Source organism: Methylosarcina fibrata AML-C10, assembly GCF_000372865.1.
Lineage (GTDB): Bacteria > Pseudomonadota > Gammaproteobacteria > Methylococcales > Methylomonadaceae > Methylosarcina > Methylosarcina fibrata.
Window position 1 is genome coordinate 3,711,807 of sequence record NZ_KB889965.1, and the last position, 26,662, is coordinate 3,738,468.

A 26,662-nucleotide genomic window follows, 5' to 3' on the forward strand; every position below is an offset into this window, starting at 1 on the left:
GAACCCCCCGATCTTGAGAGAGGGGGTTAAACGCCCGACAGCCGTCGGGATTTATAGATGCAATCCCTTTTCGCCGCGCAAAATACCGGTGGGTCCCGAACGAACCACTTCAATGATGGCGTCCGGATCGATCCCGGCAATAAAGGCGTCCAGTTTTTCCGAAGGCCCGGTCATTTCGACGACATACGAACTCGAGGTGACGTCGATGATCTTGCCGCGAAAGATGTCCGACATACTTCTTATCTCGGCCCGAGTCTGCTCGGTCGTTCTCACCTTGACCAGCATGAGCTCCCGCTCGATGTGGGCAGACTCGGCCAGATCGATCAGCTTGACGACGTCGATCAATTTGTTCAATTGCTTGGTGATTTGTTCGATGATTTCGTCGCTGCCGCGCGTGACGATGGTCATTCTCGACAGCGTCGGATCTTCCGTGGGCGCCACGGTCAAGGATTCTATATTGTATCCCCGTGCGGAAAACAGCCCGGCGACCCGCGATAGGGCGCCGGATTCGTTTTCCATTAAAATTGAAATGATATGTCGCATTAGGCCAATTCCCTGTCCGCCGAAGAGCCAAAAGCATTTCTGAGCTTCATGTCGTTATGCGCCTTGCCCGCCTCAATCATCGGGTAGACGTTTTCGGTTCTGTCGGTCATGATGTCTATAAATACGGTGCGGTCTTTTAAGGCAAAAGCCTGTTCCAGCGCCCCTCTGACGTCCTCCGGCTTGTCTATGCGCATGCCGACGTGCCCGTAAGCTTCCGCCAGCTTGACAAAGTCCGGGATCGTATCCATGTACGAATGGGAGTAACGGCTCTCGTAGGAAAATTCCTGCCATTGGCGAACCATGCCCATGTACCGATTGTTCAGGTTGACGATCTTGACGGCGGTGTTGTATTGCAGCGCGGTGGACAGCTCCTGAATGCACATCTGGATGCTGGCCTCTCCGGTCACGCAGGCCACGTCGGCTTCCGGAAACGCCAGTTTGACTCCGATGGCCGCCGGCAAGCCGAACCCCATCGTGCCGAGGCCGCCGGAATTGATCCAGTGCCGCGGCTTGTCGAATCGATAATACTGGGCCGCCCACATCTGGTGCTGGCCCACGTCGGACGTGACGTAAGCCTCGCCTTTGGTCACATCATACAATTGCTCGATGACGTACTGCGGCTTGATCAGACGGCTTTCCCGGTCATAATCGAGGCAATTAACCGATTTCCACTGATTGATCCGGCTCCACCAGGCTTCCAGAGCTTTTTTATTGGGCTTCTTTTTGCTTTCCCTGATGAGCTCTATCATCTGCTCCAGCACCGGTTTGACTTCGCCGACAATCGGAATGTCGACCTTCACGGTTTTCGAAATGGAAGCCGGATCCACGTCGATATGGATGATTCTGGCGTACGGGCAGAACTTGTCCAGTTTGCCGGTCACGCGGTCGTCGAAACGGGCGCCGACGGCAATGATCAAATCGCTTTCGTGCATCGCCATGTTGGCTTCATAGGTCCCGTGCATGCCCAGCATGCCGACAAACTGCCGGTCGGTGCCGGGATAGCCGCCCAGACCCATTAAAGTATTGGTGACCGGATACTCCAGCAAGCGGCCGAATTCGGTCAGCTCCCGGCTGGCTTCGCCGAGAATGACTCCTCCACCTGAATAGATAATGGGTCTTTCTGCGCTCAACAACAGATCCACGGCTTTTTTAATTTGCCCTTTATGGCCGAGCACGACCGGATTGTAAGAGCGCAACGAGATTTTTTTTGGATATTTATACGGAACCTTAATGTTGGGATCGGTAATGTCTTTGGGCACGTCGACCACGACAGGCCCGGGACGGCCGGAGGTAGCGACATAGAATGCCTTTTTGATGGTCTCCGCCAGCTTGGTCACATCCTTGACCAGAAAATTATGCTTTACGCAGGGACGGCTGATGCCGATCATGTCGACTTCCTGGAACGCATCGCTGCCGATGACCGGCAGCGACACCTGGCCGGAAATGACGACCAACGGAATGGAGTCCATGTAGGCCGTGGCGATTCCGGTGATGGCATTGGTGGCGCCGGGACCCGACGTCACCAAAACGACGCCGGGTTTGCCGGTGGCGCGCGCATAGCCGTCGGCCGCATGGGTGGCGCCTTGTTCGTGCCGGACCAGAATGTGTTTGATGGCCTCCTGCTGGAACAGGGCATCGTACAAATGCAGCACTGCGCCGCCGGGATAACCGAAAATATACTCCACGCCTTCGTCTTTAAGACTCTGCACCAAAATCTGTGCGCCGCTTAGCTCCACGCCGTTACCTCTATCATAATCATTTCTCTAATCCGGTTCGACTGCGTCGGTAAACACCGACGGATTGACTCGGTTTCATTTTAAAAAACGCCCGGATAAACTACAACTCAAGACTTTTATTGAAAACATAACCGGATATTGTACAAGGTTCCGGATAAAATTGTAACGATACATCGACGTTTCATCGACATTTAATATCGGGTATTTCCAGGAGATTTTTTCGGGCACGGCTTCCGGCGCCTCCCGATACCGGCAAATCATGTCTCATGTTAAACTGAAAACCGGATTCAACAGCACTCGTTTCGGCAAATTCGGCTTTCGGAATGGAAAGCCGAACCCCGGACGAATGACGGCCCATCTCATCGGGAGCAATCATGAACCTTCCTTTTCCCCTCTCTCCTCCGTCCGCGCAGTTCTGCATTTATTTTGCCTTAATCGCCGCCGCCAGCGCCATTTTATACGGCCTGCTGGCAATCCGCTGGATTAAAAAACAGCCTGCGGGCAGCCCGTCGATGCAGTTCATCGCCGGAGCCATTCAAGAGGGCGCGGAAGCCTATCTGGCGAGGCAATACAAAATCATCACGCTGGTCGGCATGCTCCTTCTTCTGATCATCGGATATTTTATAGACGTTGAAACCGCCGGCGGCTTTGTGCTCGGGGCGATTTTTTCATCGCTGGCAGGCTTCCTGGGCATGCACATCTCGGTGCGTGCCAATGTCCGCACCGCCCAGGCCGCCCAGGCCGGAGCCGGGCAAGCCTTTCTGATCGCCATCCGGGGCGGCTCCATCACCGGCATGCTGGTCGTGGGCCTGGGTCTGCTCGCTGCCGGCGGCTATTACAGCTTGTTGAAATGGCTGGGGACGCCGAATCCGTTGCACGCCATGCTCGGCATTGCCTTCGGCGCCTCGCTGATTGCGATTTTTGCCCGCCTGGGGGGCGGCATTTTCACCAAAGGGGCCGACGTCGGCGCCGACATCGTCGGCAAGGTGGAAGCGGGCATTCCCGAAGACGACCCCCGGAATCCCGCGGTCATCGCCGACAACGTCGGCGATAACGTCGGCGACTGCGCCGGCATGGCCGCCGATTTGTTCGAATCCTACACCGTTTCCCTGATCGCCACGATGTTGCTGGCCGGCCTGCTGACGGCGGATGCCGACGAAAGAGTCGTTCTTTACCCGCTGACGCTGGCCGGCATCTCGATCCTGACCTCCATCGCCGGCATTTTCTGCATCCGAATCCGCCCCGGCGGAAGCATCATGTCCGCCTTGTACCGGGGAGTCGGGATCGCCGCGGTTCTGGCGATAGGGCTGTATTATCCGGCCACGCACTGGCTGCTTGAAGACCGAGTGATCATCAGCGGCAGGCTCGTTCCTTCGGATCATCTGTTTTATTCGGCCATTCTCGGCCTGGGTCTGATGGCCGCCTTGATGATAACGACCGATTATTACACGTCGAGCGACTACGCGCCGGTCCAGAGAATCGCCAAAGCCGCGACGACGGGCGACGGCACCAACGTCATCGCCGGTCTCAGCGTTTCGATGAAAGCCACCGCCGTGCCGGTGATTCTGATCTGCGCCAGCATGTGGGCTTCCTTCCAGTTGGGCGGACTGTTCGGCATTGCGATCGCCTCGACCGGCATGCTCTCGCTGACCGGTCTGATCGTCGGCATGGACGCTTACGGCCCGATCACCGACAATGCCGGCGGCATCGCCGAAATGGCCGGCATGCCGGAGGAAATCCGCGGCATCACCGATCCTCTCGACGCCGTCGGCAACACCACGAAAGCCGTCACCAAAGGTTTCGCCATGGGTTCGGCGGGCCTCGCCGCGCTCGTGCTGTTCTCCGACTACACCAGCAAACTGGAAGGACAGGTGTGCGATTTGGCGGACATCCGGGTGATCATCGGGTTGTTTCTGGGCGGACTCGTTCCCTATCTGTTCGCAGCGCTTGCCATGGAAGCCGTAGGCCGAGCCGCCGGAGACGTAGTCGATGAAGTTCGCCGGCAGTTCCGGGAAATTCCGGGCATCATGGACGGCACCGCCCAGCCGGATTATTCCAGGGCAGTGGACATCCTGACCACTTCCGCCATCAGAAAAATGCTGATCCCGTCGCTGTTGCCGGTCTCGGTGCCGGTCCTCGTCGGTTTTACTCTCGGTAAAACCGCTCTGGGCGGCGTGTTGATCGGCGCCATTCTCTCCGGGCTTTACACCGCCATTGCCATGACCGTCGGCGGCGGCGCATTCGATAATGCCAAAAAATACATAGAAGCGGGCCACCACGGCGGCAAGGGCTCTCCGGCGCACAAAGCCTCGATCACCGGCGATACCGTAGGCGATCCTTACAAGGATACGGCAGGCCCCGCGGTCAATATCATCATCAAGCTGGTCAACACCGTCGCCCTGCTGATTACGCCGTTGCTGTAAAGAGAAAAGCCGGGGAAAACTTCGCCGCCGGTTCCCGGCCCGGCGTTTCCGATCGATCGAACCACTTGCCCGCCTGGATTCCCGGAAGGACGAAATTCGATAGCCGTCTGTCGGTAGAAAAAATGGCCGGCCATCAAGGATAATGACTGCATTTTCCTTATAAGTTTTGGGCTTTTTGCCTCAGTTAAACCCATTTTAGACTCCGTTTAAGCTGAATGTTTCGTGCAAACAGAGTAAAATAGACAGGATTGATTCATAAACTTTATCCAGGTAACCATGATTATGCCGAATAAACGCTTTACCAAGAGCCAACCCAAATCTTCCATAACCACATTGCCCAAATTAGGGATGGATAAAATCCATCTGGAAGAAGATTTCAAACGCTATTACGGCCACAGGCTCGGCAGAGACGAGCATTGCTGTTCCCTGAATTATGCTTATGAAGCTCTGTCTCTGGCGATCAGCGACCGGTTGGTGGAGCGCTGGAAAAAAACGTATAACGCTTATAAAGAGACGGATTGCAAAAGAGCCTACTACCTATCGATGGAATTTCTGATGGGGCGGACTTTGAGCAATGCCATGCTCAATCTGGGCATCAACAACCTCGTCGAAAAAGCGATGTACGATCTCGGCCTGGACCTTGAAGAACTTATCGAAAGCGAACCGGACGCGGGTCTCGGCAACGGCGGTCTGGGCCGCCTGGCCGCCTGCTTTATCGACAGTTGCGCCACGCTGCAACTGCCGGTGACGGGTTACGGCCTGCGCTATGAATACGGCATGTTCTCCCAGATCATCATCAACGGCGAACAGGTCGAAAAACCGGATCACTGGCTGCGCAACGGCAACATTTGGGAAATCGAGCGCCTCGAATACAAACAGCGCATCAAATTCGGCGGCCGTACCGAGTCGCACATCGACGAACACGGCAACAAGCGAGTCTGCTGGGTCGATACGCACGACGTGCTCGCCGTTCCGTTCGACACGCCGGTCCCCGGCTACCGGAACGGAACGGTCAATACCCTGCGCCTGTGGAAAGCCACCGCCACCGAAGAATTCGACCTGGACGACTTCAACGCCGGCGATTACGCGGAGGCCGTCGCCGCCAAGAACACCGCCGAAAACATCACCATGGTTCTGTATCCGAACGATGCCAATGAAAACGGCAAGGCGCTGCGCCTCAAGCAGCAGTACGTGCTGGCCTCGGCCAGTCTGCAGGACGTCATCGAGACCTGGGTTGGTCGTCACGGCAACGATTTTTCGGAATTTGCCGAGAAAAACTGCTTCCAACTCAACGACACGCACCCCAGCATTGCCGTGGCCGAACTGATGCGCCTGTTGATGGACATTCACGGCCTGACCTGGGACGAAGCCTGGTCCATTACCAGCAAAACCATGGCTTATACCAATCACACACTGTTGCCCGAAGCCCTGGAAAAATGGTCGGTCAATCTGTTCCGGCAAATGCTGCCGAGGCTCCTGGAAATTATTTTCGACATCAACGCCCATTTTCTTGCGGAGGTTTCCTCGCGTTGGCCCGGCGACCTGGATCGCCTGAGACGCATGTCCTTAATCGAAGAAGGCCATGAACAACAGGTCCGAATGGCCTATCTGGCCATCGTCGGCAGCTTCTCGGTCAACGGCGTGGCCGAACTGCATTCCAAGTTATTGCAGCAAGGCCTGTTTCGCGATTTTTACGAATTATGGCCGGAAAAATTCAACAACAAAACCAACGGCGTGACCCCCAGACGGTGGCTGGCCTCGTGCAATCCGGAACTGTCCGAACTGATCACGCAAACGATCGGCGACGGCTGGCTGACCGATTTGACCTTATTGAAAAAGCTCGAATCCCATGCCGACGACAAGGCGTTCCGGAAACGCTGGTTCGAGGTTAAACAAAAAGCCAAACAGCGGCTGATCAATTATAAAAAGCTGGAACACGACATCGACATCAACGCGAACGCATTATTCGACGTCCAGGTGAAACGCATTCACGAATACAAACGCCAGTTGTTAAACGTTCTGCACGTCGTCCATCTTTACGACCGGATCAAACGCGGCGATACCGCCCAGTGGACCAATCGCTGCGTCCTGATCGGCGGCAAGGCCGCGCCCGGTTATTACATGGCGAAAAAAATCATCAAGTTGATCAACAACGTCGCCAACGTCATCAATAACGATCCCGACATAGGCGATAAACTGAAACTGATTTTCCTGCCCAATTACCGCGTCTCGGCGATGGAAATCATATGCCCCGGCGCGGATCTTTCCGAACAGATCTCGACCGCGGGAAAAGAAGCGTCGGGAACGGGCAACATGAAGTTCATGATGAACGGCGCCTTGACCATCGGCACCCTGGACGGAGCCAATATCGAAATTCGTGAAGAGGTCGGCGACGAAAATTTCTTTCTGTTCGGCCTGACCGAAGAACAGGTGGAAGCAATGCGGCATCATTACGATCCGGCAAGCATCGTCAACGGCGATGAAGACTTGCGCCGTACCATGCTTTTGCTGGAGTGCGGACACTTCAACCAGTTCGAACCCGGCATTTTCGATCCGATCCTGGCTTCCCTGAAAAGCCCGCACGATCCATGGATGACCATCGCCGATTTCCGCAGCTATGTCGAGGCTCAAAACAGGGCGGAAGCCGCTTATCAGGACAAGGAACGCTGGACGCGAATGAGCATCGTCAATTGCGCCAACAGCGGGAAATTTTCCACGGACAGAACCATTGCCGAATACAACGACGAAATCTGGAGGCTGACGCCGATAGACCCAGAGAAGCAGGGTTAACCGTTAAAATCGATGTTTCACGTCGTTTTGTACGAGCCGGAGATTCCGTCGAATACGGGCAACATCATCCGGCTCTGCGCGAATACCGGCGCCAGGCTGCATTTGATCCAGCCGCTGGGCTTTCAACTGGAAGACAAAAAGCTGCGCCGCGCCGGCCTGGATTATCACGAATGGGCGGAGGTCAGGGAATACCCTTCTCTGCCCGCCTTTCTTGAGTCGATCAAGCCGAAACGCCTGTTCGCCCTGAGCACCAAGGCGCAAAAGAGCATCGTCGAATTCGCTTTTCAGCCGGGGGATGCCTTTTTGTTCGGCCCCGAATCCAGAGGATTGCCTCCGGCCGTTCTGGCCGAACTGGGTCCTGACCGAACCCTGTATCTGCCGATGCGGCCGGAAAGCCGCAGTTTGAACCTGTCCAACAGCGCCGCTGTCGTGTTATATGAAGCGTGGCGGCAGCAATCGTTCGCGGGCGCGCGGATCAAATGCTCCATCGCCGAGAAAGGCTTTTCATCGTTTGATGATAAGCGCAACGTTTGATTCCGGAGTAGCTCCGATAGCCTGGAAATTCCTCCACGTGTAAAATGATTGCCATCCTTTCCTCAAGGTCATCCTCATGAACGTTCTCATTACCGGCGGCACCGGATTCATCGGCAGCGCGTTAACCAAAAGTCTGGTTCAACAAGGCCATCAGGTCACCGTATTGAGCCGAAATCCCCATACGATCGCCCGGCGCTGCGGCCCCGGCGTCAAGGAGCTGGACAGCCTGAAGCGGATTCAGCCCGATGACCGTTATCAGGTTGTCGTCAATCTGGCCGGCGCCCCGATATTCGACGCTTTATGGACGGAGAAGCGCAAAAAACTGATCCGCGATAGCCGCATCGCCCTCACCGAACAATTAATTGACAGCATGTCCCGCCTGACGGTCAAGCCCGAACTCTTCATCAACGGTTCGGCCGTCGGCTATTACGGCGATCAGGGCGATACCGTATTGACCGAGGACTCGCCGGCATTGACCGATTTTTCGCATCGGCTTTGCGCCGACTGGGAAGCGGCCGCCAAAAAGGCGGAAAGCTTCGGCGTCCGGGTATGTCTGATTCGGACGGGACTGGTCATCGCCGCAGGCGGAGGGCTTCTACAGAGAATGCTGTTGCCGTTTCGTCTGGGACTCGGCGGGCGGTTAGGAAGCGGCAAGCAATGGATGTCCTGGATCCACCGCCAGGACTGGATAGATATCGTTCATTTCATGATCGCCAACGGGGCCATGGCCGGGCCCTACAATGCCACGGCTCCGAATCCGGTGACCAATGACGAATTTACCCGGACGCTGGCCCGGTGCCTGAACCGGCCGGCCTTGCTTCCGGTGCCGGCCTTGCTGCTGAACAGGCTGCCCGGCGGCATGTCGCAACTGTTGCTGGGCAGTCAGCGAGTGATGCCCGAACGCCTGCTGGCCGAAGGCTACCGGTTTCAATACCCGGATCTCACTTCGGCCTTGAACGAGGCACTTTCTCGATAAACGAAAGGCAATGCCGATTCCGGATGGAAAGCGTCAGGATACACTGATCGGCAACCGGATTGACTCGCTCCCCAAGGCTCCCGGCCAACGGAAACCCGGCCCGGTAATTGTAAAACGCCGGCAGGCGACTAACTGCTTGTCCGCAGCCGGAGCCAGACCTGATGCATCAAAGGCATCAGCGAAAGCGCTATGATGCTTAAAATGACCAGTTCGAAATTGTTTTTCACAATTTCCAGATTGCCGAACTGATAACCCAGAGTGGTCAACCCGCCCACCCACAGCAGTGCGCCGGCGATACAGAAGAAAATATAGCGGCGGTAATGCATGTTGCCCGCCCCGGCCACGAACGGCGCCATCGTTCGTATGATGGGAATGAAGCGGGCGATGATCACGGTGCGTCCTCCGTATTTATGATAATAAGCTTCCGTCCGCTCGATGTATTCGCGCTTGATGAACCCCAGTTTTTCCCTGGATTTTATTCGGGACCCGAAATAACGCCCCACCGCATAGTTCAGGTTATCGCCCATTAACGCCGCCCCGATCAAAAGAGGAATCAACAGGATGATGTCCAATTCGCCGGTGCTGGCCGTCAGGGCGCCGGCGGCGAACAGCAGGGAATCTCCGGGCAGCCAGGGCATTACGACCAGACCCGTTTCACAAAAAATGATGACGAACAGGATGGTATAGACGAACGAGCCGTACTGGGCGAAAAGGGAAGTAAGGTGTGTATTGATGTGTAAAATGAAATCGAAAAGATGCGTCAGAATATCCATAAAATAGCTGTAATATGAAAAACCATTTCACTATTGTAGCATTAACTGCCTCGAAAGCGGGCGCTTGCCATTCCGTCAGCGGCGCGTTCGAAGTCGCCGAATGAGCCGCGGAGGCCGGAGCGGATTTCTTATTGATTAAAAAGCTTGCTTGTTGAAAAGGACCGGTTTCGGAGCTTTTTTTCAATCAATCCAGGTATAATTGGCTTTTAGCCTGTTTTTTCATTACCCGATTCGCGCGAGTTTAAAACCATGTTGAAAGAAATCAGAAACTCTCCTTAATTGGCTCAATTCAAGGAACGCCATCCGACCGGCAATGCCATCGTCATCATCTTCGCCATCATCATGCTGTGGCGCGGCGCCTGGGGCCTGCTGGATACGTATCTTTTTCCGGGATCGCCCACGTTGAGCTATATCGCTTCGATCGCCATCGGCGTTTTGATACTGTACCTGGATAACTTCAGCATTCAGAATTTGAAAAGATAAGGCCGGGCGATCCGTAATTTTTCTTCCGGGGACGAGATTCTAGAACGGTGCGGGTCTAGCGCACGGTCTGAAGATTCAATAAGGGGTTACGGTTATTCCAGGAGATTTTTTAACGGACGCTCAATTCGTTTTCATCAATCCGTCCAGCGTCAGGCCGCAACTGGGCACGAAAGCCTGCATGAAAAACACGACCTCCGGCTGTTGGCAAGCGGCCAGGGCCGAGGCCAGTTGCTCTGCCGCCAGTTCGAACTCGGCGTTGCCCGCCTTTAACTCGGCCTGACATTTCAGGTAGGCTGAAATTTTGTCGGCCGCCTTGATGATTTGCACATGCTCTTCCGGCATCAGATCATGATGAATGAGCGCCTGAAAATCGGCCCGCAACGCTTCCGGCAACAAGTTCAGAAGCTCCAGTTCCGCCTGTTTTTCGATTTGCTTGTAAGCGCTGGTGATGGCTTCCGAATGATATTTGATCGGCGTCGGCAAATCGCCGGTGATCACTTCGGTGATGTCGTGGTAAAGAGCCGCCGCCGCAATCGCATTGGCGTCGAGACAACTGCCGTAATAACGGTTTTTGATCAAGGCCAGGGTATGCGCAATGACCGACACTTCCCAGCTATGCTCCATCACGTTTTCTTCATGGGCATTGCGCTTCAATCCCCAGCGTTTTATCCATCTCAGCCGGGACAAATAGGCATAAAAACTGCTGCTTTCCACTATCTCCGCCATGATCTTGCTTCGAATCGATTTCATCAATAAAACTAACGCGGCCGCCGACCGTCCAAAGCGTTTGCCGGACGACTCATCTTCGCTTCGCCGGACCGTTGATGTTTAAATATATCATTTTGCCTACAACATAACATCATGTCTATCCAGTGGTATCCCGGCCATATGCACAAGGCCGGCAAAGAGATTCAATCGCTCCTCCCGGAAATCGATCTGATCATCGAAGTTCTGGATGCGCGCATTCCGTTCAGCAGCAGCAATCCTTTGCTGGCCGGCTTCCGCGGCGTCAAGCCCTGCATCAAGGTGCTCAATAAAAGCGATCTGGCCGACCCCGGCATCACCCGGCAATGGCAGTCCCATTTCGAGCGGGACCAGGACGTCAAAGCGTTGGCGTTAACCATCCGTCAACCGGAAAAATTCAGTCAGATTCGGGATTTATGCCGGCAAATGCTGCCTGCCAAAAGCGACGCCCGCAAATCCATCCATGCGTTGATCATGGGCATACCGAACGTGGGCAAATCGACGCTGATCAACAAGCTGGCGGGCCGGATCATCGCCAAAACCGGCAACGAGCCGGCCATTACCCAGCGCCAGCAGCGGATCGATATCGGCGACCGCATCATTTTATTCGACACGCCCGGCATGCTTTGGCCCAACATCGAAAACAGAAACAGCGGTTATCGCCTGGCCGTCACCGGCGCAGTCAAGGATACCGCCATTGAGCACGAACTGATCGCCTTGTTCGCGGCCGGCTTTTTGTTACATCATTACCCCGATTATTTGAGAGCCCGTTTTCAGATCGAACCGCTTCCCGAAAATGACCAGGGTCTCCTCGAGGCAATCGGCAGAAAACGCGGGTGTCTTCGCGCCGGCGGACTCGTCGATATGGACAAAGCCGCCAAAATTTTATTGTCGGAAGTGCGAACGGGTGCGCTGGGACCGATCAGCCTGGAAACGCCTTCGGTCATGGCGCAGGAACTCGTCGAGCTGTCGCTTCTTCGAGAGCGGAAGGAAGCTCAAAAAAAAGCCAGAAAACAACAATGGAAGAACGGCAGGAGCTCCTGACTCGTTCAGGAACTGCACGACAGCATTGAACATCCGGCCCGGGTTCGGGCCCAATCCGGACGCCTGGCCGCAAACAATTCCCGGCCGGGCTGTTCGTCGTAAGGGCGCCGCAGCAACTCCAGCAACTCGTTCACCATGTCAAAATCGCCTTGTTCTGCTTTGTCGATGGCGAGCTGGGCCAGATAGTTGCGCAGCACATACTTGGGATTAACAGCATTCATTCGGCTGCGCCTCGTTTCGTCCGCGACGCCGTCCTGTTGCAGGCGCCGGACGTAGCGCTCAAGCCAGAGCGACAGGCGTCTCCGGTAGTCGGGAGTCAACTGTTCCGGCACGTAATACGCCTCGCCGAAAAAGCCCGCGCCGGACTGTGCCGTCAGCGCATTCAGGAAGTCGTCAGTGGTCTCCATCCGGGCGAGTCTTCTGAAGAAAAGAGTCATGTCCGTTTCGGCCGCCTGCAACAGCGCCAGCAGTTCGTCGATCAACTCCTCGTCCACATCCGGACGGTAGGACACGAGACCCAGCTTGCCCGCCATCATGGCTTGCCAGCCTCGTTCGAAGGTTTCCGCGTATTGATTCATCGCCTGCTGCAAGGGTTCCACCTCTTCGATTAAAGGATAAACGGCATTGGCGAGCTGTCCCAGATTCCAGAACGCGATGTGCGGCTGGTGTCCGAACCGGTATCGCCGTTCGGCCGCATCCGTCGTGTTCGGCGTCCAGTCGGGATCGTAATTCTCCAGCCAGCCGTAAGGGCCGTAATCGATGGTCAGGCCCAGAATCGACATGTTGTCGGTGTTCATGACGCCGTGCACGAAGCCTACCCGTTGCCAGTGCACGATCATTTCCGCCGTTCTGCGGCAGACTTCGGTGAACCATTCGACGTACACCTTGGGGGACGGCTCTCCCAAATGGGGAAAATCGGTGTGGATCGTATAGTCGGTAAACTGCTTCAGCAAAGCCAGATCGTTGCGCGCGGCAAAAATCTGGAAATTGCCGAAGCGGGTAAACGACGGCGCCACCCGGCAGACGATCGCCCCGGGCTCGGCTTTCGGATTGCCGTTGTAAAACATGTCGCGAATCACCTCGTCGCCGGTGGCAATGACGCTCAAGGCCCGGGTCGTCGGCACGCCGAGATGAAACATGGCTTCGCTGCACAAAAATTCCCGTATCGACGAGCGCAGCACCGCCAGCCCGTCGGCATTGCGGGAATAGGGTGTCGGCCCTGCGCCTTTGAGCTGCAATGCCCACCGTTCGCCGCGCCGGTTAACGACTTCGCCCAGATTGATCGCGCGGCCGTCGCCCAATTGCCCGGCCCAGTAACCGAACTGGTGCCCGCCGTAGCAGATCGCATAAGGCGCCATGCCGGCGGTCAACCGGTTGCCGGCAAAGACCTGGACAAACTCATCCGATTCGCACAATTCGGCGGACAAGTCGAGCAGATCGGCCACTTCCCGTGAATAAGCCACCCGTTGGGGCCGGGAAACGGGGGCAGGCGAGACCAGAGAATAACAGGCGCCGCCGACCTGACGACGATAATTGGCGGTTTCCGGATCCGCCGGAAGCTCCCGAACAAAGCGGTTGTCGAAAACGAGATCATCAAGACGATTTATGGGTGCGCGGGAATTCATAACGAGGACGCCGGTTAACATAAGGATAAGGCCGATTCTGCGGGCAGGGCAGGAACCTGTCAAGCGCCGGCGGAAACACAGGACTGGGCGCCTGAAGAGGCGTCATTTATATCGAAAGCCATTCCCGGAGCTTAAAGACGGCCCGTGGATGAAGAGGATCGATCCGAACGCGCGGCGAGCCGTTTGATTGATTTGCCGTTTCGGCTTCAGCCAAACCGCCCGGTAAAAACCGGGCTTCCGGTATCAGAACGTTTTCATACGCGTGCAGGAACGGATTTATTCACCCGGGTTCCGTACGCCGGAACCGAAAATGTTCTAGCGCGAGGAACGACCGAAGCCTTGAACGAACTTTTGCGGCCGCAAGGTATCATTTGTCTTCGAGTTCCGAGGCAGCACAATCGTCGGTACCATCGGTATTGCCGTTGTCCAGGCAGTCATCTTTGCCCTTGCCGCCCTCAATGTCGTCGTTGCCGTTGCCGCCGTTGAGGTTATCCTTGCCGTTGCCGCCGCTCAGGGTGTCGTCGCCGTCGTCGCCGTTGAGGGTGTCCTTGCCGTTGCCTCCGCTCAGAGAGTCGTTGCCGTCGTCGCCGTGCAGATCGTCCTTGCCGTTGCCGCCCGCCAGCGTGTCATGGCCGGGACCTCCGGTCATTACGTCGTTGCCGTTCTCGCCTTGCAGAACGTCGTCGTCGGCATCGTCCGGCAGATCGGGGTCGTCGGTGGCATCATCGTCAAAGCCGTAGACGACGTCCTTGCCGTTGCCGCCGAAGATCTCGTCGTTGCCGTAACCGCCGTACAACACGTCCTTGCCGTTGTTGCCGTAGACGACGTCGTCGCCTTCTCCGGCATCGACCACGTCGTTGCCGTTCCCGGCGCAGATCGTATCGGGGCCGCGGGTGCCGTAGATGACATTCTTGCCGCTGCTGCCCTGAATGATCAGACTGTTCACGCCGTCGTTGACGAAAGGCACCGTCTGGCAGTCGCCCGAGCCGTCGCAGACCGTGTACGAGGTGTTCACCTCGTCGGAGTCGAGCGAAAAATCCGGATGTTTTTTGGTCAATACGACATCCGCGATCCCATCGGGACACTGCGACGATTTTTTCGCCAGGGCTACCTCGGCCAATGCCAAGCTCCCCAGGCAGAAACACGCGGCGGCGATCGTTATTTTATTCTTCATTACAGATTCCTGAATTTAAAGTATGAAAAGGAGCAATCCTTATTGCAATGCTCCGAATTTATGACCTTATGGTTTAAAAATATATCGGAACTTCTTGGTTAATCGAGTTTTTAATAAAAATACCAAAAGTCGGTGCTGAATTAAAGTTTTATCTCGGCCCAAGCCGGACAATCGTCCATCCGGCTGATATTGATAAGCGGAGAAATACCTTTTAGCGGACGAACCTGGCCGGAATCAATCGTCATCCTCGGCAATTTTTCCCCGCAACTCTTCCGATAACAGCAATTGACCGCCGACAGTAACGACTTGTTCTCCCGGGAGAATCGTCCCACTGATGAAATAACCGTCGCCCATCGGCGCGGGAGTTTCCAGCAAGCGCCGGCTGAACCGCTTTTCTCCGTTTTTAACATAAACGAATTGCTGGTCCATCGACCAGAGAACGGCCGAGGTTGGCACGGCCACTCCTTCCAAGGCGGTCCGGTCCTCCGGTATCCAGGCGCTGACGCTCATTCCGGGGAGGATCTCCCTGGCTTGGGTCCGGAAAAAATAACTGATTCCTTGTATCGGCGCATCGGTCTGGGGAGCCTGTGAAACGAAGCCGGCTTCCCGAGCCTTGCCCCGATTGCCGGCGGCATCGACAAAAATTGTCCGAATCCCGTCAGCCAGCCTTCGCCCGGAAGGCAGAGTGATTTGCAGCAGAATGTCTTGACCCGACAAAAAAGCGTCCAGATGGCCGGAATCGGCGGTCATCGCCCAGCCGGTCAGCGGTTCGCCCCAGTTCAGACGGGCTTCATTGACAATGGCCTGCAACCGATAGTGGCTGGCATCGACTTGCGACTGATCGACCCGCCATTGGGATTGCTGCTCTTGCAATCTCCGTTTCGGCGCCACGCCGTGCGTCAACAAATCCTGCACCCGTTTCATCCCTTCCCGGGACTGAATCAGTTTTGCCTGCGCGCTGCTGCCGTCGGTTAACGCCTGCAGGTATTGATGTCTTAACGCCAGTAACGGCTGCAGATTGACCGCTTTGCCATAGGCCATAAACTCCGGCCGATGCCTGACCGGCCGCGCTTCCATCGTTTGCAGACCGGCCATGCGCTGTGCTTCCCGGCTCAGTTCGATGACGGGATAACGGTCGGTTGTAGCCGGTTCCGGCGGCTCCGGATAAATTTCGGCAAGAATGGCGGCATGACCGGTAAAAAATAAAATCAGGAGGCGGGCGATAAAAAAAAGAGTTTGGAAAATAACGAACATACTGAAGATGAAACACCCTTATGACATGGCATAAAGTATAATACCTTCAGCCAGGTATATCCTAATCAGGCGGGAACAAGCACACCTCAACGATTGCGTTTAACGACGAAATTTTCCATGCCGAAGGCACGCGCTGTTAACGGGCACTTTGTATTTGCAAAATCAATAAATACCGTGCTGATAAAGTCGGAAAGAACGGTATTTGCACCGGGCGCAACCTAGCACTTTCAAAATGGCTTGTTTACCAGAAAAAATTGGCCTTTGGGCTTTGATTTCCACTTAATTGGAGAAGAACATGAGTAATTTGCCGAAAAACTTGAAATACGCGGCCTCGCACGAATGGGCGCAACTGGAAAACGACAATAAAGTGCGCGTGGGCATCACCGACTTCGCTCAGCAACAATTGGGCGATCTGGTTTTCGTCGAGCTGCCCGAACCCGGCCGCAAAGTCAAGGCGCAAGAGCAGTGCGCCGTCGTCGAGTCGGTGAAAACGGCGTCGGACATATTCAGCCCGGTCAGCGGTGAAATCGTCGAGATTAACGGCGAATTAACGGACGAGCCCGAAATGGTCAATTCGGATCCTTATCAGTCCTGGCTGTTCTGCATCAAAGCGGACGACCTGTCCGGACTCGACCGCCTGATGGATGCGGACCAATACCGGTCCCTGATTGAAGAATGAGAGTTCGATCGAAGGACTCCGCCGGCCTCGGCAACGCTCTTTCCCTAAATTTATTCGGTTTCAGTAATTTACTAACGATCCATTTATCGCAAACAATATGGCTAACCAAAATGCAACCGGTGTGAAACGATTGTTTAACGCCTGCCTGTTTTCGGCGGCGGGATTTAAAGCAACCTGGACTCATGAAGAAGCATTCCGGCAGGAAGTCCTCCTGTTTGTCGTCACCACCCCGCTGGCCATCTGGCTGGGCGAGACCGTGATTGAAAAACTACTGTTGATCGGAAGCGTGGTTTTGGTATTGTTGGTGGAATTATTGAATTCCGCCATCGAAGCCGTCGTCGACCGAGTCGGGCTGGAACGTCATGAATTATCCGGCCGGGCGAAAGATATCGGTTCCGCGGCCGTGATGCTGTCGCTCGTTTGGGCCGGCGTATCGTGGTTGTTAATTTTATTGTAAAGGGGAATTCAATGAGTGCTTTGATTTGTGGCTCCATGGCGTACGATACCATCATGGTATTTCACGACCGTTTTAAAAATCATATCCTGCCGGACAAGGTGCATATTTTGAACGTATCCTTTCTGGTGCCGGTGATGCGGCGCGAATTCGGCGGCTGCGCCGGGAACATCGCGTACAATCTGAAATTGCTGGGCGAAGACCCTTTGATCATGGCGACGGTCGGCCACGATTTCGAGCCCTACATGCAGTGGCTTTGCCAGAACGGCCTGTCCCGGGAATTCATCCGCATCCTGGACAACAATTATACCGGACAAGCGTACATCACCACCGACGAAGACGATAACCAGATTACGGCCTTCCATCCGGGCGCGATGAATTCGTCGCACCTGAATTCGGTTCCGGTCGGACGGGAGGACATAGGCATCGGGATTGTCTCCCCGGACGGCAAGGAAGGCATGCTGCTGCATGCGAAACAATTCAGCGAGCTGGACATTCCTTTTATTTTTGATCCGGGCCAGGGGATTCCCATGTTCACCGGGGAAGAACTGATCCAGTTCCTGGATCAGGCGACCTGGGTGACGATCAACGATTACGAATCCGAGCTGCTTCAGCAAAAAACCGGCCTGACCTTGAAACAGATCGCCGAGCGCGTCGAAGCCTTGATCGTAACGCTCGGCGCGCAAGGCTCCAAAGTGTATACGCACGGGCAATGCATCGACATTCCTACGGCCAAGCCGAAGGCTCTGCTCGACCCGACCGGCTGTGGCGACGCTTACCGGGCCGGAGTATTGTACGGCCTGATGAACGAACTGGACTGGGACATTACCGGCCGCATCGCATCGCTGATGGGCGCCATTAAAATAGAGCACAGCGGTACGCAAAATCACGCGTTCGATCTGGAGACCTTCAAGGAGCGATACCGCGCCAACTTCGGCTCCTCGTTTTGAGAACACCGGACGCAGTTCCATCTTCCTTTTATCGCATTCGACCGGTTACATGTTAAAAAACACCGAACACTTGCTCGAAATCATGGCCCGCCTGCGCCATCCCGAACAAGGATGCGCATGGGACTTAAAACAGGATTTCACCACGCTGATCCCGTACGTCATCGAAGAAGCCTACGAAGTGGTCGATGCGATCGAACGCAACGATCTGGACGACTTGCGTTCCGAATTGGGCGATCTTCTGCTGCAGGTGGTCTTCCATTCGCAATTGGCGGACGAAAAAGGCCTCTTTGATTTCGAACAGGTTGCCGCAAGCATTTGCGACAAGCTGATCCGCAGGCATCCTCACGTCTTTTCCGACACGGTCTTCGCAAGCGACGAAGAACGCCATCAAGCCTGGGAACGGGCCAAAGCGGAAGAGCGCAAAGAAAAACATCGATCCGCCGCGCCCGCCAGCGTGCTTTCCGGCGTCGCCGCCAGCCTTCCGGCCCTGCTGGAATGCGAAAAGATACAGGACCGGGCGGCGCATCACGGTTTCGATTGGCCGGACACCTTGCCGGTTTTCGACAAGGTCATGGAGGAGCTGGAAGAAGTCAGGGAAGCCTGGAAATCCGGCGACCGGGCGCATGTCCAGGAAGAAGTCGGGGATTTATTGCTGGTGGTCGTCAATCTCGCCCGCCATTTGCAAGTCAATGCCGAACTGGCTCTGAAGGAAAGCACGAAAAAGTTCTCCCGCCGTTTTCAATACATTGAACGGCAGGTCGAAGCTTCGGGGCGTACCCTGGCCGACTGCGAACTGGACGAACTGGACCGCTACTGGAACGAAGCGAAGCGGGCGCTAAAGAAAACGTAACGGCAAGCCTTCGGGCAGGTCCGCGAACGCAAAACGAGTCCCGAGCCGAATTGAACTCGAAATGAGTCCGTTCCATCCAATGGATGACGTGACACAGAGGGGAGCCATCATGGGCATCGGCACGATACTGAAATTAATGGTCTTGATGATCTGGCCCGTTTTATTCTTGTTCATCGCTTATTTGCTGAATAAGGAAGGCTTTAAGCGAAAATACCAAGCGATCAAGAAAGAAATCTTCAAATAGCCTTGCCGGCCGCAAAAACAGCCGGCGGACCGTTTCGCTCACGCCCCGATGCCGGGACGGAACTCGGGATCATTCTCTGACCGGGCGCTTGTCGAGCTTGCGCTGCAAGGTGCGTCGGTGCATGTTCAAGGCTCTGGCGGCGGCAGAGATGTTACCATCGTACTGCATCAATATTTTCTGCAGATGCTCCCATTCCAGACGCTTTACCGAAAGCGGATTCTCGCTAATTGAAACGGTCGAGTCGCCTTCGTTTTTGTGCAGGGCATTCAGAATTTCATCCGCATTGGCCGGCTTGGTCAAATAATGGACGGCGCCGAGCTTGATGGCTTCGACCGCCGTGGCGATGCTGGCGAAGCCGGTGAGCATGACGCAGGCGGTATTGGCATCGAGGGAAATCAGTTTTTTTACCAGCTCCAGTCCGGATTCATGGCCGATGCGCAAGTCGATCACCGCGTATTCGGGCAGATACTGTTCGGCCAGGGCAATGCCGCTTTTGACGTCATTGGCCACCAGGACCTCGTAATTTCTCTTTTCCAAAGCCGTTTTCAACACCTTGCAATAGGTTTCGTCGTCGTCGACCAGCAGCAGTCTGGGTTTATCAATCTCCTGATTCATCTTCATCATCCTCGGCAGTCAACAAAGGCAGGTTGATTTCGACGCAGGCGCCTCCGGAGTCGGAATTATAAATGGTGATATTGCCGCCCATGCGATTGATCGTGGAATAAGTCAGGAACAACCCGACGCCCAGGCCGTATTTCTTGCTGATCACCGGCTGCTTGCCGGCATATTCGACCAATTCGGGAGGGAAACCGGGGCCGAAATCGCGGATTTTAAGGGACAATTCGTTTAAATCCCACACCGCATGAAACTCGATGCCTTGGCCATTGGGGGGCGAGGCGTCCGCCGCATTGTTGAGAATATTGATGAGTGCATGGGTCAAGGTTCTTTCCGCAATAATTTCCGCCTCTTCCGCTACATCGGGATTGATGAACAAATTAAGTTTCACCGCAGGCTTGTGCGTGCGCCATTGATTGAGTACCTCATCCAGATATTCGCTTACCCGCATGATGCGTCCCGATTCGGCCCGCATTTCGCCAGCCGAAGCCGACATCACCGAAAGCGCCTGTTTGCACCGGTGCAGTTGTTGCTGGATGATATGCAGTTTGTCGTGCAAATCGGGAAAACGGTGGATTGGAAATTCCTGCTCCAGCTCGTGCGCGACAATGGCGATCGTACCCAACGGCGTACCCATGTCATGGGCGGCACTGGCCGCCAGAGTGCCCAGGGCGACTACCCGCTCGTCGCGCAAGGCGTTTTCGCGGGCCACCGCCAGATTGCGCTCCTGCACCCGCAAGGTTTTGGCCAGTTCCACCACAAAAAAAGCCACCAGACCGGCGCTGAACACGAATCCGCACCACATCCCGAACATGTGCAGGTTGAAATAATCGCTGTCCCTCATCGCATGGCTGTCCAGCAGCAATTTATAATGCGCCATGTCCGGGTGCAGCAATTCCGGATCGGGCAAATGAGGCTCGATGGAAGGCAGCGGAATATTGTAGGCGATCAGCAAGGTATACATCGATGTCGTCAACACCACCATATACCAGACATAAAACTGGGGCAGCATGATCGCGGTGACGATCAGCGGCAACAAAAACACCCAGATGATCGGGTTGGAAGCCCCCCCGGTCAGATACATGAAAGCCGCGATGCCCAGAACGTCCATGGTGAGTTGCGAAAATATTTCCAGCTCGGAAACCGGGTCTTCGGTCTGCAGGCGCATGGAGGTATAAATGTTCACCGAGATGATCGCCACGACCACCAGCCAGAGCTGTTGTTCGGGCAAGCGGATATTGAGGCCGTAGATCGAGACGATGATCAGGATGGCTTCGCTCAATATGAGCAGATTTCGGAGAATAAAGAGCCATTTCAGGTTCTGCCTTGCGGAAATTTCCGAGCTGGGCGAAACGTTTCTAAGCATATTCAGGGGAACTGTCGGAGGTTCGGGAATAAGTAGGGGATTGGCGGCCATGTTCGTTCTAATTATTATTGACACCGATTGGACTGCGACAATATGTCACATTTTTAATTGCTCTTTCTGTTGCTATTATTACACTAACTTTTAAGGCTCTTCATGAGCATCATAGCTGAAAGTTGCGTTATATTCTTCCTAATAGACTCGAGGTGGTTTTCCAAACCGCCTTTTTTTTGCCCCGAGAAAAACGGGCTTCATTCATAGCAAACTCCCAGCCCGCCCAGGCCGCAGTACCCTCCCGGATTTTTGGCGAGATACTGCTGATGGTAATCTTCGGCATAGAAAAACTCTCTCAATGGCATGATTTCCGTCGTTACCGTTCCAAAACCCGACTGGCTCAGTTTCAGTTGATATTGTTGCCTGGACACGACAGCCTCGTCGAATTGCTGAGGAGTCCGGGTATAAATAACCGAGCGGTACTGAGTGCCGACATCGTTGCCCTGCCTCATGCCCTGCGTCGGATTGTGTGATTCCCAGAACAACCGGAGCAATTCCCTGTAGGGTGTGAGTTCCGGATTATAAACGACGAGAACCACTTCACTGTGTCCGGTCAGGCCGGTACAGACCTGCTCGTACGTGGGATTGCAGGTAAAGCCGCCGCTGTAGCCCACGGCGGTGCTGTAGACGTCGGGAAGCTGCCAGAATTTCCGTTCCGCTCCCCAAAAGCAGCCCATGCCGAACACCGCCTGTTCCATTTCGTCAGGAAAAGGAGGAACGATCGGATGTCCGTTGACAAAATGCCGGTTGGTGACCCGCATGGGGATGTCGCTGCCGGGCAGCGCTTCGGAAGGATCGGGAAGAACCGTTTTTTTCGATGAAAAAATCATGAGTCATCGCCTCAAGAACCGTATCCGGTTAAGAGTACTATGAATCTGGAATATAATAAAGCACAACTTTGACCGGCGCCTGCTTGCCGTCTTGTTTCTGCCGGCGAATCATTCTACCGCGTCCGGGCAAGAAGACAGCTCCCGAAATCATTAATCAGACAAGATTTTTACGGAAATAGTTATGAAAGAACACGATTGTTTACGCCGATTTCTCTTTGAAGAATACGGGATTCGGGGCGAATGGGTCAAATTGGTCGACAGTTGGCAGCAAGCCAAACGCCATCAAACCGCCGCACCGGTTGTGGAACAGCAATTAGGGCAGGCGCTCGCGGCTGTAGTCCTGCTGTCGGCCACGATCAAGTTCAACGGCTCGATCATCCTGCAGGCGCAGGGAAATGGCCATTTCCGGACGCTGGTGGCGCAGTCCACTCATGGCCGGAAAATCAGAGGATGGGTGAGAAGCATCGAACCGGTCCGGAGCGGCTCCCTGGAAGACATGTTCGGCCAGGGGCGTCTGGTCATTACCATCGAGCCGGACAACAGCGAACCTTATCAAGGTATTGTGCCGCTTCGCGGCAACAACCTGGCCGCGGCCCTTCGCACCTATTTCGAACAATCCGAACAGCTCAGCACCCGGTTATGGCTGGTGGCCGATGAGTCCGGCGCGGCCGGACTGTTGTTGCAGGAGCTGCCGGCTCAGCCGAGCGGCAAGCCCGACCGGGAGCGCCTGGAGTTATTGGCCGACACGCTGACCGAAAAGGAACTGCTCGAGCTGGACTGCGAGCCTTTATTGCACCGCCTGTTCCATCAAGAAAAAGTCCGCCTGTTCGATGCCGAACCGGTCGAATTCGGCTGCTCCTGTTCAAGAGAAAAACTGGAGGCTACGTTGCGGACGTTCAGCCGCGCCGAACTCGAAGAAATTCTTCGGGAAAAAGGAACAGTCGAAGCCGGCTGCCATTTTTGCAACGCGGTTTATCGTTTCGACCGAACCGATATCGACATCATCGTGCCACCGGAAGATCCGCTCTCCGCATCGGCAACGCGGCATTAATCCCAGGCCGGAACGTCCGAATGATAAAGTCCGACGCCGGACTTTATCATCTTCAAAGACCCAATCGGCTGCTTGGGCAGAGCGAATTCATTCACCTTCGGCGCCCGATTCGGACGACTGAATCCGCCTCTGCACGTGATGTGAAAGCGTATTAATGCCCCGGAGCCAGTTCAAAAATGATTAATTCGGCCGGTTCTCCGCCTACATTTTCTACCGTCATCGATTGCCCGGACTCCCAGAAAACGTCGCCTTCGGAATAAATGTCCGTTTTCTCGCCCTCAACCACCTGCAGGGTGCCTTTCACCACGTAGCGAGGCCCCGGCCCTTCGTGAGTATGGCGGGGAGTCTTGAAGCCGGTCGGAAAGGAAACGCGTATTACTTTTCCGTTCACCGAATTGCCGGACACTGTCACTTTGTTTTCCAGCAGCAGGGTTCGCTTCATGGACGGTTTCTCTCCTGCGAGAGCCTGATTGCAGAGGCTAAAGGACAGCAAGCCGATCGTGATCGTTAAACCTGCCAGTTTGAAGATGGATCTTGTTTTCATGGTTAATCCTCGTTCCAGTGTTATTCTTTAAAAATGGCGTTAGCACAGCCTGGTTTGATGGCTTGCTCTTCCCGGGGCAGCCGAACCGATTTCTCGCCAAAGGAATCTACTTGGACAGCGGGCTGCCGGAACTCCTCAAACCGGTCCTGATCGGCGAAAATCGGAAAATACCCTGCCGTCAACAGACGTCAAGCGTTCGAAAACACCCAATCTTCGGCTAGAGTCGCCCCGAAAATGACTTGCCCAAATAATTCCTTCGTTAGAATTATTAAGTTCTTGAATTGCCAAAAAATATGAATTTTCCTCCCGTAGAAATTTCCCGCCCGCTTTGACAATTGCCATCAATAGACGAAGACAAATAATGCTAGAGAGGTATAATTATTCTATTTCTTTTGCCCATTTTAAGATAACCTATCTTCAAGCTTGGTTTACTTACTGCTTAATTAGATGCACCGATATGAATGACCCTTGCTCTCATCGCGATCATTTACATTCCGTTTTTGAAGCCGTTTCTTTAGCCGACCGCAATGATGAAAGATGATTAGTGTGCTGCTTGTAGATGATCACGAGCTTGTCCGTACCGGCATTGAGGCTTTGCTGAATTCGGCGGAAGACATCAAAGTCGTCGGAGTCGCCAAATCGGGGGAAGAAGCGACGCAGGCGGTAGTCAAACTGTCTCCGGACGTCGTCATGATGGATGTTAACATGCCGGGAATCGGAGGCGTGGAAGCCAGCCGCAGAATATTGCGATACAATCCCGACATAAAGATTATTGCTCTTTCCGTAAAAAACGACGGCCCCATTCCTCAGCAGTTGTTAAAACTGGGCGTAATGGGTTTTATTTCCAAAAGTTCGCCGGTCGACGAAATGATCCAGGGCATTCACCGGGTTATGGAAGGCAAACGCTATCTGTGCTCGGACGTCGCCGAAAATCTTGCTTTTCAGTCGCTTCCCGGAAATCAGGAATCTCCGTTTGCCAAGCTGTCTCATCGGGAAGCCGAAGTGGTGACCTTGATCCTGCAAGGAAAGACCATTCAGGAAATGGCAAAAATTCTGGTATTGAGCGATAAAACGGTGAATACCTATCGTTACCGTCTCTACGAGAAGCTGCACGTCAAAAACGACGTGGAACTGACCCGGCTGGCAGTCAAATTCGGCCATATCGACAATACATTGATTTAAGCATACTTTTCCCGATAATCCGTTCCGACAGATTCATTTTCCATTTGGGAAGCTGCCTTTTTTGTTTATTTTTTGCCGGATCCCTGCGATGAAAACCATCGCGCTGAAACGATGAATTATCAACCCCTGTACGACGCCCTGTTCGAAGCCAAAGCCGGGGCCTGGGCAGCGATGCTGCCCGAACAGTTGGCCAAAGCTTTCGACCCGTCTACTCACGGCAACTTGAGCTATTGGCTAAATCAAATCGACAGCGTGCCCGCCTCGGCGGCCTCGCAAAACGCCCTGGATACCGATGCAGTCCGGATAGGCCGGCCGGAGGATTTGTCCGAAGCGGAAAAAGAACGGCTCAAAACCCGTTTAATGGCGCTGCATCCCTGGCGCAAAGGACCTTATAACCTGTTCGGCATTCACCTCGACTGCGAATGGCGTTCCGATTGGAAGTGGGACCGCCTGAAAAATCACATTGCCCCGCTGAAACACAAGCTGGTTCTGGACGTCGGCTGCGGTAACGGCTATCACTGCTGGCGCATGCTCGGCGCCGGAGCGAAAACGGTGATCGGCATCGATCCTTTGCTGCTGAACGTCATGCAGTTTCAAATGATCAGACGATTGCACGGCGAAGCGCCCGTGTACGTGTTGCCGCTGGGCATCGAACAGTTGCCGAACAACCTGAAAGCGTTCGACGCCGTATTTTCGATGGGCGTGCTTTACCATCGGCGCTCGCCCATCGATCACCTGCTCGAATTGAAGCAGTTGCTGAAGCCGGGCGGCCAACTGGTGCTGGAAACCTTGATTATCGACGGCGGCCCGGGCCGGGTGCTGGTTCCGGAAGACCGCTATGCCAACATGCGCAACGTCTGGTTCCTGCCCAGTTGCGACACCTTGATCGGTTGGCTGAAACGCTGCGGCTTCGTCAATAGCCGCGTGGTCGACATCACTCGAACCAGCACTCAGGAACAACGCACGACCGAATGGATGACGTTTCATTCGCTGGCGTCTTTCCTCGATCCGGAAAATCCCGATCTGACTCGGGAAGGGCTGCCGGCGCCGACCCGGGCGATCGTATTGGCCGACTGCGGCTGATCCGTCAGTACTGCAACAAATTGACTATCCGGGCTTCCAGGTCCGGATCGGCGCCGAATGTGCATTCGACGAGCACACCCTGCTGATCCACCAGAATATGCGACGGGGTGCCTTTCAAATTGTACGATTCGAACGTTTCGGCGCGATACTCCAGGGATTGAAAATAACGCTGCACCTGCTCCCGAATCTGGCGCTGATAATCGGCGGGATGATGCTCGAAGTTGGGAATCTGTTCCCGGATGAAATCCATGATTTCCGCCTCGGTCACCGCTTGCTCGCGTTTTTTTAATTTATCCATCGCCAACGGAAAAGGAATCCGGTAAGACAGATGCCCTTCCTTTAATTTACCGTGCCGGTTCAGCATGTTTAATGTTTCGCCGATAACCTCGCCTTTCTCGGCCAATCGGTGCAAATTGTCCAGCGTATTTTTGTCGAAATCTTCAAAGGCCGTGGCCACGCCCAATACCACCAGGCCCCGTTCTGCATATTTGCGGTACAGATCGATAGCCAACGGCAGAGAATATAAAAAACATCCGGGGCAGTTGACCTGAAAAACCTCAACCAGAACGACTTTGCCCGTCAATTGATCGAAATTGACCGGTCCGCCTTGAACCCATTCGGACACCGCCAATAAGGGAGCTTTTTTACCAAGTTGCGCTTTCAT

The 26,662-nt window shown here is 54.7% G+C and carries 26 protein-coding genes; 14 read left to right on the forward strand and 12 right to left on the reverse strand.

Going from position 1 to position 26,662, the window contains the following annotated elements:
• Positions 1-51: 51 nt before the first annotated feature.
• Together ilvN and A3OW_RS0117295 are read right to left on the reverse strand one after the other, a co-directional pair.
• On the reverse strand, positions 52-543 hold the full coding sequence (gene ilvN / locus A3OW_RS0117290) for an acetolactate synthase small subunit (RefSeq protein ID WP_020564705.1): 492 nt from the start codon (positions 541-543) through the stop codon (positions 52-54).
• Positions 543-2,279, reverse strand: coding sequence for an acetolactate synthase 3 large subunit (locus A3OW_RS0117295; RefSeq protein WP_020564706.1), 1,737 nt, complete (start codon positions 2,277-2,279; stop codon positions 543-545). The genes ilvN and A3OW_RS0117295 overlap by 1 nt, the downstream gene beginning before the upstream one ends.
• Positions 2,280-2,653: 374 nt before the next feature.
• On the opposite strand from A3OW_RS0117295, the gene A3OW_RS0117305 reads away from it, so the two are divergent.
• The 4 genes from A3OW_RS0117305 (at position 2,654) to A3OW_RS0117320 (ending at position 9,002) form a co-directional block, all read left to right on the forward strand.
• The gene (locus tag A3OW_RS0117305) at positions 2,654-4,702 is read left to right on the forward strand and encodes a sodium-translocating pyrophosphatase (protein WP_020564708.1); all 2,049 of its coding nucleotides are present in this window, start codon (positions 2,654-2,656) and stop codon (positions 4,700-4,702) included.
• 282 nt (positions 4,703-4,984) lie between these two features.
• Positions 4,985-7,492 (forward strand): glycogen/starch/alpha-glucan phosphorylase, encoded by a 2,508-nt coding sequence (locus A3OW_RS0117310; RefSeq protein ID WP_033412796.1) that lies wholly within the window; start codon positions 4,985-4,987, stop codon positions 7,490-7,492.
• Between the two features lie 12 nt (positions 7,493-7,504).
• Positions 7,505-8,026 carry a tRNA (uridine(34)/cytosine(34)/5-carboxymethylaminomethyluridine(34)-2'-O)-methyltransferase TrmL gene (gene trmL / locus A3OW_RS0117315; protein ID WP_020564710.1) on the forward strand — a complete coding sequence of 174 codons (522 nt, stop codon included), beginning with the start codon at positions 7,505-7,507 and terminating at the stop codon, positions 8,024-8,026.
• A gap of 76 nt (positions 8,027-8,102) precedes the next feature.
• Positions 8,103-9,002 carry a TIGR01777 family oxidoreductase gene (locus A3OW_RS0117320; RefSeq protein WP_020564711.1) on the forward strand — a complete coding sequence of 300 codons (900 nt, stop codon included), beginning with the start codon at positions 8,103-8,105 and terminating at the stop codon, positions 9,000-9,002.
• A gap of 128 nt (positions 9,003-9,130) precedes the next feature.
• Here the strand turns inward: A3OW_RS0117320 and A3OW_RS0117325 are convergent, their stop codons facing one another.
• Positions 9,131-9,775 carry a DedA family protein gene (locus tag A3OW_RS0117325; RefSeq protein ID WP_020564712.1) on the reverse strand — a complete coding sequence of 215 codons (645 nt, stop codon included), beginning with the start codon at positions 9,773-9,775 and terminating at the stop codon, positions 9,131-9,133.
• Between the two features lie 279 nt (positions 9,776-10,054).
• Between A3OW_RS0117325 and A3OW_RS0117330 the strand changes: the two genes are divergently transcribed.
• The gene (locus A3OW_RS0117330) at positions 10,055-10,258 is read left to right on the forward strand and encodes a hypothetical protein (protein ID WP_020564713.1); all 204 of its coding nucleotides are present in this window, start codon (positions 10,055-10,057) and stop codon (positions 10,256-10,258) included.
• Between the two features lie 120 nt (positions 10,259-10,378).
• Here A3OW_RS0117330 and yfbR read toward each other — a convergent pair whose 3' ends face one another.
• The gene (gene yfbR, locus A3OW_RS0117335) at positions 10,379-11,008 is read right to left on the reverse strand and encodes a 5'-deoxynucleotidase (protein WP_020564714.1); all 630 of its coding nucleotides are present in this window, start codon (positions 11,006-11,008) and stop codon (positions 10,379-10,381) included.
• A 111-nt stretch (positions 11,009-11,119) separates the two neighbouring features.
• On the opposite strand from yfbR, the gene ylqF reads away from it, so the two are divergent.
• A complete protein-coding gene (gene ylqF, locus A3OW_RS0117340) occupies positions 11,120-12,046 on the forward strand; it encodes a ribosome biogenesis GTPase YlqF (protein ID WP_033411780.1) in 927 nt (308 codons plus the stop codon).
• 5 nt (positions 12,047-12,051) lie between these two features.
• Here ylqF and A3OW_RS0117345 read toward each other — a convergent pair whose 3' ends face one another.
• From A3OW_RS0117345 to A3OW_RS0117355, 3 genes are all read right to left on the reverse strand, one after another.
• Positions 12,052-13,671, reverse strand: a complete 1,620-nt coding sequence (locus A3OW_RS0117345; RefSeq protein ID WP_020564716.1) for a protein adenylyltransferase SelO — start codon at positions 13,669-13,671, stop codon at positions 12,052-12,054.
• 367 nt (positions 13,672-14,038) lie between these two features.
• The gene (locus tag A3OW_RS25390) at positions 14,039-14,845 is read right to left on the reverse strand and encodes a calcium-binding protein (RefSeq protein ID WP_020564717.1); all 807 of its coding nucleotides are present in this window, start codon (positions 14,843-14,845) and stop codon (positions 14,039-14,041) included.
• Between the two features lie 234 nt (positions 14,846-15,079).
• Positions 15,080-16,099 carry an efflux RND transporter periplasmic adaptor subunit gene (locus A3OW_RS0117355; RefSeq protein WP_020564718.1) on the reverse strand — a complete coding sequence of 340 codons (1,020 nt, stop codon included), beginning with the start codon at positions 16,097-16,099 and terminating at the stop codon, positions 15,080-15,082.
• 295 nt (positions 16,100-16,394) lie between these two features.
• On the opposite strand from A3OW_RS0117355, the gene gcvH reads away from it, so the two are divergent.
• From gcvH to A3OW_RS28345, 5 genes are all read left to right on the forward strand, one after another.
• A complete protein-coding gene (gene gcvH / locus A3OW_RS0117360) occupies positions 16,395-16,778 on the forward strand; it encodes a glycine cleavage system protein GcvH (protein WP_020564719.1) in 384 nt (127 codons plus the stop codon).
• Between the two features lie 97 nt (positions 16,779-16,875).
• Complete coding sequence (locus tag A3OW_RS0117365; protein WP_026223695.1) at positions 16,876-17,235, forward strand: diacylglycerol kinase; 360 nt, start codon at positions 16,876-16,878, stop codon at positions 17,233-17,235.
• An 11-nt stretch (positions 17,236-17,246) separates the two neighbouring features.
• Positions 17,247-18,182, forward strand: a complete 936-nt coding sequence (locus A3OW_RS0117370) for a carbohydrate kinase family protein (RefSeq protein WP_026223696.1) — start codon at positions 17,247-17,249, stop codon at positions 18,180-18,182.
• 49 nt (positions 18,183-18,231) lie between these two features.
• Entirely contained in the window at positions 18,232-19,032 is an 801-nt protein-coding gene (gene mazG / locus A3OW_RS0117375; protein WP_020564722.1) for a nucleoside triphosphate pyrophosphohydrolase, read from the forward strand.
• A gap of 79 nt (positions 19,033-19,111) precedes the next feature.
• Positions 19,112-19,276, forward strand: coding sequence for a hypothetical protein (locus tag A3OW_RS28345; RefSeq protein WP_020564723.1), 165 nt, complete (start codon positions 19,112-19,114; stop codon positions 19,274-19,276).
• Positions 19,277-19,345: 69 nt separating this feature from the next.
• Here A3OW_RS28345 and A3OW_RS0117385 read toward each other — a convergent pair whose 3' ends face one another.
• The 3 genes from A3OW_RS0117385 to msrA all read right to left on the reverse strand — a co-directional run bounded on the left by A3OW_RS0117385 (position 19,346) and on the right by msrA (position 22,138).
• The gene (locus A3OW_RS0117385) at positions 19,346-19,891 is read right to left on the reverse strand and encodes a response regulator transcription factor (protein WP_020564724.1); all 546 of its coding nucleotides are present in this window, start codon (positions 19,889-19,891) and stop codon (positions 19,346-19,348) included.
• The gene (locus A3OW_RS0117390; protein ID WP_020564725.1) at positions 19,875-21,257 is read right to left on the reverse strand and encodes an ATP-binding protein; all 1,383 of its coding nucleotides are present in this window, start codon (positions 21,255-21,257) and stop codon (positions 19,875-19,877) included. The genes A3OW_RS0117385 and A3OW_RS0117390 overlap by 17 nt, the downstream gene beginning before the upstream one ends.
• A gap of 248 nt (positions 21,258-21,505) precedes the next feature.
• Entirely contained in the window at positions 21,506-22,138 is a 633-nt protein-coding gene (msrA, locus tag A3OW_RS0117395; protein WP_020564726.1) for a peptide-methionine (S)-S-oxide reductase MsrA, read from the reverse strand.
• Between the two features lie 181 nt (positions 22,139-22,319).
• Between msrA and hslO the strand changes: the two genes are divergently transcribed.
• Positions 22,320-23,189 (forward strand): Hsp33 family molecular chaperone HslO, encoded by an 870-nt coding sequence (gene hslO, locus A3OW_RS0117400; RefSeq protein ID WP_020564727.1) that lies wholly within the window; start codon positions 22,320-22,322, stop codon positions 23,187-23,189.
• A 151-nt stretch (positions 23,190-23,340) separates the two neighbouring features.
• On the opposite strand, the gene A3OW_RS0117410 is transcribed toward hslO, so the two are convergent.
• Entirely contained in the window at positions 23,341-23,733 is a 393-nt protein-coding gene (locus A3OW_RS0117410) for a cupin domain-containing protein (RefSeq protein WP_020564729.1), read from the reverse strand.
• A 537-nt stretch (positions 23,734-24,270) separates the two neighbouring features.
• Between A3OW_RS0117410 and A3OW_RS0117420 the strand changes: the two genes are divergently transcribed.
• Complete coding sequence (locus tag A3OW_RS0117420) at positions 24,271-24,915, forward strand: response regulator (protein WP_020564731.1); 645 nt, start codon at positions 24,271-24,273, stop codon at positions 24,913-24,915.
• Between the two features lie 111 nt (positions 24,916-25,026).
• Positions 25,027-25,998, forward strand: coding sequence for a tRNA 5-methoxyuridine(34)/uridine 5-oxyacetic acid(34) synthase CmoB (cmoB, locus tag A3OW_RS0117425; protein ID WP_020564732.1), 972 nt, complete (start codon positions 25,027-25,029; stop codon positions 25,996-25,998).
• Between the two features lie 4 nt (positions 25,999-26,002).
• Here the strand turns inward: cmoB and A3OW_RS0117430 are convergent, their stop codons facing one another.
• Complete coding sequence (locus A3OW_RS0117430) at positions 26,003-26,662, reverse strand: peroxiredoxin family protein (RefSeq protein ID WP_020564733.1); 660 nt, start codon at positions 26,660-26,662, stop codon at positions 26,003-26,005.

Coding starts and splice junctions, on each gene's coding strand:
- trmL (WP_020564710.1), top strand. CDS start 7,505: ATGTTTCACGTCGTTTTGTACGAGCCGGAGATTCCGTCGAATACGGGC.
- A3OW_RS0117420 (WP_020564731.1), top strand. CDS start 24,271: ATGATTAGTGTGCTGCTTGTAGATGATCACGAGCTTGTCCGTACCGGC.
- A3OW_RS0117345 (WP_020564716.1), bottom strand. CDS start 13,671: ATGAATTCCCGCGCACCCATAAATCGTCTTGATGATCTCGTTTTCGAC.
- gcvH (WP_020564719.1), top strand. CDS start 16,395: ATGAGTAATTTGCCGAAAAACTTGAAATACGCGGCCTCGCACGAATGG.
- A3OW_RS0117320 (WP_020564711.1), top strand. CDS start 8,103: ATGAACGTTCTCATTACCGGCGGCACCGGATTCATCGGCAGCGCGTTA.
- mazG (WP_020564722.1), top strand. CDS start 18,232: ATGTTAAAAAACACCGAACACTTGCTCGAAATCATGGCCCGCCTGCGC.
- A3OW_RS0117410 (WP_020564729.1), bottom strand. CDS start 23,733: ATGAAAACAAGATCCATCTTCAAACTGGCAGGTTTAACGATCACGATC.
- cmoB (WP_020564732.1), top strand. CDS start 25,027: ATGAATTATCAACCCCTGTACGACGCCCTGTTCGAAGCCAAAGCCGGG.
- msrA (WP_020564726.1), bottom strand. CDS start 22,138: ATGATTTTTTCATCGAAAAAAACGGTTCTTCCCGATCCTTCCGAAGCG.
- A3OW_RS0117390 (WP_020564725.1), bottom strand. CDS start 21,257: ATGCTTAGAAACGTTTCGCCCAGCTCGGAAATTTCCGCAAGGCAGAAC.
- ylqF (WP_033411780.1), top strand. CDS start 11,120: ATGTCTATCCAGTGGTATCCCGGCCATATGCACAAGGCCGGCAAAGAG.
- A3OW_RS0117310 (WP_033412796.1), top strand. CDS start 4,985: ATGCCGAATAAACGCTTTACCAAGAGCCAACCCAAATCTTCCATAACC.
- A3OW_RS28345 (WP_020564723.1), top strand. CDS start 19,112: ATGGATGACGTGACACAGAGGGGAGCCATCATGGGCATCGGCACGATA.
- A3OW_RS0117365 (WP_026223695.1), top strand. CDS start 16,876: ATGGCTAACCAAAATGCAACCGGTGTGAAACGATTGTTTAACGCCTGC.
- A3OW_RS0117305 (WP_020564708.1), top strand. CDS start 2,654: ATGAACCTTCCTTTTCCCCTCTCTCCTCCGTCCGCGCAGTTCTGCATT.
- A3OW_RS0117370 (WP_026223696.1), top strand. CDS start 17,247: ATGAGTGCTTTGATTTGTGGCTCCATGGCGTACGATACCATCATGGTA.
- A3OW_RS0117430 (WP_020564733.1), bottom strand. CDS start 26,662: ATGAAAGCGCAACTTGGTAAAAAAGCTCCCTTATTGGCGGTGTCCGAA.
- A3OW_RS0117385 (WP_020564724.1), bottom strand. CDS start 19,891: ATGAATCAGGAGATTGATAAACCCAGACTGCTGCTGGTCGACGACGAC.
- hslO (WP_020564727.1), top strand. CDS start 22,320: ATGAAAGAACACGATTGTTTACGCCGATTTCTCTTTGAAGAATACGGG.
- A3OW_RS0117355 (WP_020564718.1), bottom strand. CDS start 16,099: ATGTTCGTTATTTTCCAAACTCTTTTTTTTATCGCCCGCCTCCTGATT.
- A3OW_RS0117325 (WP_020564712.1), bottom strand. CDS start 9,775: ATGGATATTCTGACGCATCTTTTCGATTTCATTTTACACATCAATACA.
- ilvN (WP_020564705.1), bottom strand. CDS start 543: ATGCGACATATCATTTCAATTTTAATGGAAAACGAATCCGGCGCCCTA.
- yfbR (WP_020564714.1), bottom strand. CDS start 11,008: ATGAAATCGATTCGAAGCAAGATCATGGCGGAGATAGTGGAAAGCAGC.
- A3OW_RS25390 (WP_020564717.1), bottom strand. CDS start 14,845: ATGAAGAATAAAATAACGATCGCCGCCGCGTGTTTCTGCCTGGGGAGC.